General features: G+C 68.9%; 8 protein-coding genes, 1 tRNA gene and 1 pseudogene. 4 read left to right on the top strand and 6 right to left on the bottom strand.

Features of this window, described 5'->3' with window-relative positions; all coding sequences use genetic code 11:
• Positions 1-529 precede the first annotated feature (529 nt).
• The 3 genes and pseudogenes from MFF64_RS21910 (at position 530) to MFF64_RS21905 (ending at position 2,076) form a co-directional block, all read left to right on the top strand.
• Positions 530-889 carry a hypothetical protein gene (locus tag MFF64_RS21910; protein WP_238192381.1) on the top strand — a complete coding sequence of 120 codons (360 nt, stop codon included), beginning with the start codon at positions 530-532 and terminating at the stop codon, positions 887-889.
• A 359-nt stretch (positions 890-1,248) separates the two neighbouring features.
• A pseudogene (locus tag MFF64_RS37875) lies at positions 1,249-1,416 on the top strand (site-specific integrase); the annotation flags it as partial.
• A gap of 141 nt (positions 1,417-1,557) precedes the next feature.
• Positions 1,558-2,076: a tyrosine-type recombinase/integrase gene (locus tag MFF64_RS21905; protein WP_438823088.1), complete on the top strand. Its 519-nt coding sequence runs from the start codon at positions 1,558-1,560 to the stop codon at positions 2,074-2,076.
• A gap of 6 nt (positions 2,077-2,082) precedes the next feature.
• Here MFF64_RS21905 and MFF64_RS21900 read toward each other — a convergent pair.
• A tRNA-Ser gene (locus MFF64_RS21900) sits at positions 2,083-2,172 on the bottom strand.
• 151 nt (positions 2,173-2,323) lie between these two features.
• Between MFF64_RS21900 and MFF64_RS21895 the strand changes: the two genes are divergently transcribed.
• Positions 2,324-2,725 carry a VOC family protein gene (locus MFF64_RS21895; protein WP_309296459.1) on the top strand — a complete coding sequence of 134 codons (402 nt, stop codon included), beginning with the start codon at positions 2,324-2,326 and terminating at the stop codon, positions 2,723-2,725.
• Positions 2,726-2,759: 34 nt separating this feature from the next.
• Here MFF64_RS21895 and MFF64_RS21890 read toward each other — a convergent pair whose 3' ends face one another.
• The 5 genes from MFF64_RS21890 to MFF64_RS21870 form a co-directional block, all read right to left on the bottom strand.
• Complete coding sequence (locus MFF64_RS21890; RefSeq protein WP_238192379.1) at positions 2,760-4,190, bottom strand: adenylate/guanylate cyclase domain-containing protein; 1,431 nt, start codon at positions 4,188-4,190, stop codon at positions 2,760-2,762.
• A 127-nt stretch (positions 4,191-4,317) separates the two neighbouring features.
• Positions 4,318-5,322, bottom strand: a complete 1,005-nt coding sequence (locus tag MFF64_RS21885; protein WP_099899024.1) for a peptide ABC transporter ATP-binding protein — start codon at positions 5,320-5,322, stop codon at positions 4,318-4,320.
• A complete protein-coding gene (locus MFF64_RS21880; RefSeq protein ID WP_099899026.1) occupies positions 5,319-6,356 on the bottom strand; it encodes an ABC transporter ATP-binding protein in 1,038 nt (345 codons plus the stop codon). Before MFF64_RS21880 ends, MFF64_RS21885 begins: the two co-directional genes overlap by 4 nt.
• A gap of 8 nt (positions 6,357-6,364) precedes the next feature.
• Positions 6,365-7,267, bottom strand: a complete 903-nt coding sequence (locus MFF64_RS21875; RefSeq protein ID WP_099899028.1) for an ABC transporter permease subunit — start codon at positions 7,265-7,267, stop codon at positions 6,365-6,367.
• 13 nt (positions 7,268-7,280) lie between these two features.
• On the bottom strand, positions 7,281-8,291 hold the full coding sequence (locus tag MFF64_RS21870) for an ABC transporter permease subunit (RefSeq protein ID WP_099899030.1): 1,011 nt from the start codon (positions 8,289-8,291) through the stop codon (positions 7,281-7,283).
• Positions 8,292-8,297: the final 6 nt, after the last annotated feature.

Here is an 8,297-nt window from a genome sequence, read left to right as displayed (position 1 = left end):
GCGCGTCCGCTCCATCGCCAACTTCAAATACATCGCACGCGTCAATGCTTAAGCGGTGGTATGACAGATAGCTGTCTCTTTAGCTGCACCCCATACATACTTGGCGTTCGGTACTCGGACGCCTGAGCGAGGCCGCAAAAGAGCAGAGAGCCACAGAAATATGCCGCGAATCGCACGTCTTCACCTCCCGGGCGTGTCAATGCGGGACGATAGACGCGCGGCATGCCGATACACAATCGGAGCTGACAGACCAGAGACGGATTTTCTCTGCGTCAGCATCTGGCTGCCGCTGGCCACATGAGCTACCGGCCGAAGCGGTCGGGCCGCAGCCCGAATTCCCCTTGCGTCGCCCCCGAATCTACCGTCGATATCGTCGAGCACGCGAAATTACCCAGGGGGAGAGCGGATGTCGGGAGCGGAGCGGCCGGGAGGATTAGCAATCTCTCGGGAGTGGCAACTGTCGGCGCGCCGGGTCTTCTGGATTACGACCCTGATCTGCCTTGGCCTGCCCCTCCTCGGGATCGTCGCCGTGACGCGGCCGGGGTTCCACTACAAGTCCGAGCAGACAATGGTGCTCGGCATGGCGTCGTTCCTGATCCCGGCCTGGATCGTCCTCGGCGGGCTCAGCGCGCTGGTGGGCTTCGGCCTCCGGGTGCATGCCGAGCCGGTCATGGCGGCGCCGGCCGCGCCGCCTCCTCCACCCGAGCCGGCCTCGGCCCCGGCCCCTCCCCCGCGCCGCCGCGGCCGCCCGGTCCTGATGGGGACGGCCTCGTTCCTCACCTGCCTCGTCCTGACGCTCTTCCTGTCGGGCGGACGGGAGCTCGCCGCGGCCCTTGCCACCGCCTTCGTGGCGGCCTGTTTCGCCGTGCGCGGCGAATGGCGGGCGTGAGAGCCTTCACCGGCGCCCTTCGGACGGCTCGGAGACCAAGCTGGCGAACTGCTCTGGTCGCTCAGCGATCGTGCAAAGCGTCAGGGCTCTGTCATCGATGCCAGACACCCGAATGGCTGCCGACGGCCGGCGTTCTAAGATCGAGCCTCGGCCTCTCTCATCGACGCTACCGGCGGTGCGGGCCGCATATCGCCGGCACGACGTGGCGAGACGATATCGCCCTTGTCAACCGATCGTGAGCGTCATCGGAGCACAGTTCGTATCCCAATCATCTGAGTCTTTTATAGTCCCTTTGACGTTCAGGAGGGCATGCTTCCCGAGAAATTTGATCAAGACCGTCTCGATTTCTTAGGCCAGCGACTCAGCGTCGGTATCGGTCCAGCCTCCGTCTGCTCGGAGAGCATTTCGATGCTTGTTATATCGACGAGATCAATAAGACTCGTTTAAGTGATTATGTGACAGAGCGGCGGCGTGGGGGAGCCAAAGGAGCGACCATCCGGCGAGATCTTGCCACGTTGAGCGGGCTTTGCTCCTGCGCAGTGGCTTGGGATTACATCGATGTCAATACCGTCAAGGTATTTGATAAGCGTCACATCCGGGAGGCGCCGCCCAGAACCTCTTTTCCGAGCGAGGCCGAGGTTGAGCACCTCGTCGCGCATGCTTCACCAATGGTAGGGCGGATTATACGCTTCCTGGCCGCTACTGGCATGCGCCAGGAGGAGGTCGTGTCGCTGGAATGGTCGCAGGTCTCAGCCGAACGCCGTGAGGTACGCCTTAAGAAGACCAAGACTGCCAGCTCCCGCATCGTGCCCTTAAGCGATGATGCTCTGGCCATCCTCGCTAGCACCCCTCGGCACATTACCGGGCACTACGTTTTTTGGAATGGCGACGGCCGCCCTTACACCCATTTCGCCAGTCAGTATCGGAACATTGCGAAACGAGCGGGCGTCCCGTGGCGCTGCCATGATCTCCGTCACCGGTTCGCTTCCGTGTTCCTGATGACGACCGGTGATCTCGCCGCCCTTCAGGCGATCCTCGGCCACCGAACGATCACGATGACGTTGCGCTACTCTCACCTCGTAACCGAACATCTCCACCGCGCTATGGCCAAGATGGGCACAAAACCGAGCACAAACACAGCGGAGTCGCCAGTGGCTTACAACGCAGAGCGCGAGCTAACTCATTGAAATACCTGGCGGAAGGGGTGGGATTCGAACCCACGGTGGAGTCGCCCCCACGGCGGTTTTCAAGACCGCTGCCTTAAACCACTCGGCCACCCTTCCGACCGCGGGCGCACTGGGCCCGGGTGCCCCTTCTGTAGGGTGGTGCGCGGCGATGCGTCAACCGTGGTCCGGATGGCGGCTGCGGGCGGGTGCGTCTATCGCGCGGCGCCCGGGCGACGTACCGTACGTGCCGGGACAAGCGGAGCGCGACATGACGCTCCGGAGGGAGACCCGCATGGGCTATGTTTACGACCATCTCCATCTGCGCAGCCGGGACGCGGTGGCGGCGGCGCGGTTCTATGGCGAGGTGCTGGGTGCGCGGGAGACCGGGCGCGAGGGTGGGGAGAGCCCGAGCCGGATCATTCTGGATCTCGGCGGGATGAGGATGTTCATCGAGCAGGCCCCCGAGGGCACCGGGCCGGCCGCCGTGCCGCCGAATCGCGGCATCGAGCATATCGGGCTGCGCGTCGAGGACATCGAGGCGACGGTGGCGGATCTCGCTGCCCGCGGCATTCCCCTGGTCTCCGGCATCACCGACGTGCGGCCGGGCCTGCGGATCGCCTTCTTCGAGGGGCCGGACGGCGTGCGCATCGAGATCCTGCAGCGGGGATAGGGCGGCTTCGTCAAGCCGATCCCGACACCGAGTCCTACTCCGCCACGTGCACCACGATCGGCTGGGTGCGGCCGCGCAGGGTCAGGGGGAGCGTGCGGGTGAAGCGGCCCGCCACTTCCGGCCCGGCGGCCGACAGGCAGCATTCGGAGGCGACGATGCGGCCGCCGAGTTCGCGGGTGGCGGCTTCGAGACGGCTCGCTACATTGACGACGTCGCCGATCACCGTGAACTCGACCCGCTGGTCGGCGCCGATATTGCCGATCACCACCGGGCCGCAATGCACCCCGACCGCTACCCGCACCGGCGCGGCCCCGCGGGCCTCGCGCTTGGCGTTCCAGGCGTCGACCTCCCGCTGGAGGTCGACCGCGCAGGCCATCGCCCGGGCGGCACCGTCGCCGCGCCCGTCGAGCCCGCCGAAGGTCGCCATGAAGCCGTCGCCGAGGAACTTGTCGAGGGTGCCGGCATGGCGGAACACCACCTTGCAGCTGCGCTCGCGAAAACCGCGCAGCAGCGCGAAGGCCCGCTCCGGCCCCAGACCCTCGCTCATGCCGGTGAAGCCGACGACGTCGGCGAACAGGACCGCCACCACCCGGGTCTGCGGCGCCCCGAAGCCCGCATGGGCCCGGGCCGCCAGCGCGTCGGCGACGTCGGGCGAGACGTAGCGGGCGAGGTCGGCCCGGACCACCTCCGAGCGCACCTGGGCCAGCATCGTGCCCCGGCCGCGCCACACCGCGATGGCCAGCAGCAGCGTGAACAGGCCGGTGACGATGACTTGCGTCCAGAGCGGGGTCAGGCCGACATAGGTCGGGTCGAGGAAGACTTTCAGGGAGGCGTCCGCGCTCAGGCGCCCGTCGCGGGCGGCGTCGGCGAAGCGCGTCGTGTCCTCGCGACCGTAGACCAGCCAGACGCCGAGCGACCAGATCGCCGCGATCCATGTCCCGGTCCAGAGCACCGCCACCGGCCAGTAGGTCAGCGCCGCCTCGCCGAGGAGGAGCAGCACGTAGAGGAATTCCGGGGTGCGCAGCCGCGTCTGGATCGGCCAGTCGACTCCGAGTCCGGCTGGCGGCGGCACGATGATCGCCGCGGTCATGAGCGCGATGTCGAGCACCGTGAAGGCCAGCTTGATCGCCCCCGCCCGCCGGTGGTGGCGCAGACGGTAGGGCACGTAGCCGAGGAGGAAGAACAGGCCGGCGACGGAGAGGTAGTAGAGGTCGCGTGGCCAGGGCACGAGGACCAGGAGCCACAGCGACACCACCACGATCGCGACGGCCCGGGCCCGGAACGCGAAGGCGAGGCCGGCCAGCTCGGCGGCCCGCACGTTCTCGGCCAGCCGCCCGCGGGCCCGGGGCGGCAGCCGGCCGGCGAGCCAGTGGCGCAGGCGCGCGACCCTGAGGCCGGCCCGGAAGGTCAGCGCGCGGGCGAGGATCAGGGCTCTCGGCTGGGCCGTCGCAGCGTGCTCTGTCACGGGTCCGGTCGCTGGCCTCCCACTGCTCTCATGGTAGTGCGGAATGCCGCAGCGCGAAGCCCCCCTGGCTTGAACACACCGTGAGCAACCGCGGTGACGCCCGGCGATGGGATCGCGGGCACGCGCGTCAGACCGCCACCGCCCGCCCGTGCCCCGGCGCCCCTTCCAGAAAGTCCTCGGCGTAGTGGCAGGCCACCGCCCGGCCCGCCAGAGGCCGCGGCTCCGGGCGCTCCTCGCGGCAGCGGGCGGTAGCGTGGGGGCAGCGGGTCGAGAACACGCAGCCCCGCGGCGGGTTGAGCGGCGAGGGCAGCTCGCCCCGCAGCACGATCCGCTCACGGGTGCGGGGGCTGACGCCCGGCGTCGCCGCCATCAGGGCCTGGGTGTAGGGGTGCAGCGGCCGGGCGAAGATCGCCTCCTTCGGCCCCTGCTCCATGGCAAGGCCGAGATACATCACCAGCACCTCGTGGGCGATGTGGCGGACGACGCCGAGATCGTGCGAGATGAACAGATAGGCGAGGCCGAGTTCCGCTTGCAGGTCCGCCAGGAGGTTCAGCACCTGGGCCTGGATCGACACGTCGAGGGCCGAGACCGGCTCGTCGGCGACCACGAGCTTCGGCGACAGCATCAGCGCCCGGGCGATGGCGATGCGCTGGCGCTGGCCGCCGGAGAACATGTGGGGGTAGCGTGCGTCGTGCTCCGGGCGCAGGCCGACCTTGGCCATCATTGCCCGCACCCGCTCGCGGCGCTCTTGGCCCGACAGGCCGGTGTTGATCGCGAGCGGCTGCTCCAGGATCGCCCCGATGCGCTTGCGCGGGTTGAGCGAGCCGTACGGGTTCTGGAACACCAGCTGCACGGTGCGGCGCAGGCGACGGCGTTCCGTGCTCGGCGGGTCGACGGCGTCGATCCCGTCGAGGGTGAGGTCGCCGTCGGTCGGCGGCTCGATCAGCGTCACCATCCGGGCGAGGGTCGACTTGCCGCAACCGGATTCACCGACCACCGCGAGCGTCCGGCCGGGCTCGATCGAGAACGAGATGCCGCCGACCGCCTGGAGACGGGCCGGCGCGCGAAACAGTCCGCGGCGGATCTCGTAGGTTTGGCGGAGATTGTCGGCGACGACGACGGGGGCGCTCACGGGGTCACCTCCGAGGCGGCTGCCTCGGCGCTCGCGCCGACAGGGTGGTCCTGGCGGATGCGGGCGTCGCGGGAGGGATCACCCAAGGGGTAGTGGCAGCGCACGAAGCCACCCTGCCACGGGCGCAAGGCCGGCCGCTCGTTGCGGGAGTGATCCGTGGCGTAGGCGCAGCGCGGTGCGAACAGGCAGCCGCGCGGCCGGTCGTAGAGGCCCGGCACCACGCCCGGGATGGTGGCGAGCCGCCCGCCCTCGCTGCGCTCCGGCAGGGCCGCCAGCAGGGCCGCGGTGTAGGGGTGCTGAGGGCTGGCGAACAATGCGCCGGCGGGCTGCTCCTCCATCACCTGGCCGGCATACATCACCATCATCCGGTCGGCGGTCTCGGCGACCACGCCCATGTTGTGGGTGATGAGCACGAGCGCCATGCCGCGCTCGCGCTGGAGCGAGAGCAGGAGATCGAGGATCTGAGCCTGGATGGTGACGTCGAGCGCCGTGGTCGGCTCGTCGGCGATGAGAAGCTTCGGGTTGCAGGCGATCGCCATGGCGATCATCACCCGCTGGTTCATGCCGCCCGAGAGCTGGTGCGGATAGGCCGAGAGCCGGCTCTCGGCGGCCGGGATGCCGACCTGCTCCAGCAACTCGATCGCCCGCTTCTTCGCGGCCCTCCGGTCGAGGCCGAGATGCTGGCGCAAGCTCTCGGTGATCTGGAAGCCGATCGTGAAACAGGGGTTGAGGCTGGTGGTCGGCTCCTGGAAGATCATCGCAACGTCGCGGCCGGTGAGACGGCGGCGCTCGCGGGTGGGCATCCCGAGGAGGTCGCGGCCCGCGAAGGCGAGGCGGTCGGCCCGGACGCGGCCCGGATAGGCGACGAGGCCCATCAGCGCCATCATGGTCACGCTCTTGCCCGAGCCGGACTCGCCGACGACGCCGAGCACCTCCCCCTCCTCCAGGGTCAGGCTGACGCCGTCGACGGCGCGGAGCGTCCCGCCGGCGGACGGGAACTCGACGGAGAGGTTCTGGATCTCGAGGAGCGGCACGGGCGGCCTCACCGCTTCAGCTTGGGGTCGAGGGCGTCGCGAAGCCCGTCCCCGACGAGGTTGAAGGCCAGCACCGTGACCAGGATGATGAGCCCCGGGAAGGTCACCACCCACCAGGCCCGGAGGACGAATTCGCGGGCATCGGCCAGCATCGTGCCCCATTCCGGCGAGGGCGGCTGGGCGCCGAGGCCCAGGAAGCCGAGGGCCGCCGCGTCGAGGATCGCGGTCGAGACGCCGAGCGAGGCCTGGACGATCAAGGGCGCTGCGCAGTTCGGCAGCACCTCCGACAGCATCAGCCGCAGGGGCCCGGCCCCGCTCACCCGGGCGGCGGTGACGTAGTCCTTCGACTTCTCGGCGATCACCGCTGCCCGGGCGATGCGGACGTAATGCGGCAGCACCACCACGGCGACCGCCAGCATCGCGTTCATCAGCCCGGGACCGAGGATCGCCACGATGACGATGGCGAGGAGCAAGGACGGCAGGGTCAGGATGATGTCCATCACCCGCATGATGACGATGTCGGTGGCGCCGCCGACGAAGCCCGCGACCAGCCCCAGCATCGTGCCGAGGAGGATCGACGCCGCCACGACCGCGATGCCGATCGACAGCGACAGCCGGGCGCCGTGGATCAGGCGCGAGAGGATGTCGCGGCCGATCGCGTCGGTGCCGAGGGGATAGGCGAGCGAGCCGCCCTCCTGCCAGAACGGGGGTTTCAGGAAGGCGGCGTTGTCGGTGAGGTTCGGCGGGTGTAGGGCGATGACGTCGGCGAAGACCGCCATCAGCAGCACAGCGACGATCAAGCCGAGGCCGATCACCGCGCCCGTATTGGCGCGAAAGCTCGTCCAGAACTCGGCGAGCGGGTGTGGCGGGCCGGCGGGAGCGGCGGGGGTGTCCAAGAGTTCGGCGCTCATCGGAGTTCGGCGCTCATCGGGCGTGCCGGATGCGGGGGTTCACGAGGCCGTAGGCGAGGTCGACGAGGAGGTTCACCGCCATCACCACCGCGCCGATGAGCAGGATGCCGCCCTGGAGGACGGGATAGTCGCGCCGGCCGATCGCCTCGATCAGCCATTTGCCGATGCCCGGCCAGGAGAAGATCGTTTCGGTCAGGATCGCGCCGGTGAACAGCACGCCGACCTGGAGGCCGATCACCGTGACGACCGGGATCAGGGCGTTGCGCAGGGCGTGCAGCCCGACGATGCGCCAGGCCGGCAGGCCCTTGGCGCGGGCGGTGCGCATGTAGTCCTCGCCGAGTACCTCGAGCATCGCCGAGCGGGTCATGCGGGCGATGACCGCGAGCGGCACCGTGCCGAGCACCACCGCCGGCAGGATCAGATGCGACAGGGCCGACCGGAAGGCGCCGGATTCGTCCGATAGCAGGGAATCGATCAGCAGGAAGCCGGTCACCGGCTCGATGAAGTACTGCACGTCGATGCGGCCCGAGACCGGCGTCCAGCCGAGCTGCACCGAGAACAGCAGGATCAACAGCAGGCCCCACCAGAAGATCGGCATCGAGTAGCCGGTGAGCGACAGCCCCATCACCCCGTGGTCGAAGACCGAGTTGCGCTTGAGCGCTGCCAGGATACCGGCCGGCAATCCGACGAGGAGCGCGAACAGGATCGCGCAGACACCGAGCTCGATCGTGGCCGGAAACAGGCTGGCGAATTCGGCGATCACCGGCTCCTTGGTGCTGATCGAGCGGCCGAGATCGCCGTGTGCGAGGCGCTCGAGGTAGATGCCGTATTGTACCAGCAAGGGCTTGTCGAAGCCGTACTCGGCGCGCAGCGCCGCGTGCCGCGCCGGGTCGATGCCCCGTTCCCCCGCCATCGTCTCGATCGGGTCGCCGGGCACCAGGCGGATCAGGAAGAACGCCACCAGGGTGATCCCGAGGAAGGTCGGAATCACCAGGGACGCACGGGTCAGGAGGAAGCGCAGCACGCGGGC

The sequence above is a fragment of the Methylobacterium frigidaeris genome, from assembly GCF_022179185.1.
GTDB lineage: Bacteria > Pseudomonadota > Alphaproteobacteria > Rhizobiales > Beijerinckiaceae > Methylobacterium > Methylobacterium frigidaeris.
Note: the sequence above shows the minus strand (reverse complement) of the source record. Positions and strands in the feature narration are given on the sequence as shown.